The 240-nt window shown below is 65.4% G+C and carries 1 protein-coding gene; it reads left to right on the top strand.

What is annotated here, in order from left to right; translation table 11 throughout:
- Window positions 1-240, top strand: a 240-nt coding sequence (locus AC0IXR_RS25170) for an acyl-CoA dehydrogenase family protein (RefSeq protein WP_471762618.1), incomplete at both ends; no start/stop codon positions are given.

The raw sequence follows: 240 nt of genomic DNA, 5'->3' as shown, positions 1-240 counted from the left end.
CGAGTCCGGCGGCCGTCCTGTGATCGAGGATCCGGCGTTCCGCGAGAAGCTCACCGCCTGCGAGATCGAGCTGAAGGCGCTCGAGCTGACCCAGCTCCGCGTCGTCGCCGACGAGGGCAAGCACGGCAAGGGCAAGCCCAATCCGGCATCCTCGGTGCTCAAGATCAAGGGCTCCGAAATCCAGCAGACCACCACCGAGTTGCTGATGGAGATCATCGGCCCGTTCGCCGCGCCCTATGA

This window comes from Methylobacterium sp. AC832, from assembly GCF_979256025.1.
Note: the sequence above shows the minus strand (reverse complement) of the source record. Positions and strands in the feature narration are given on the sequence as shown.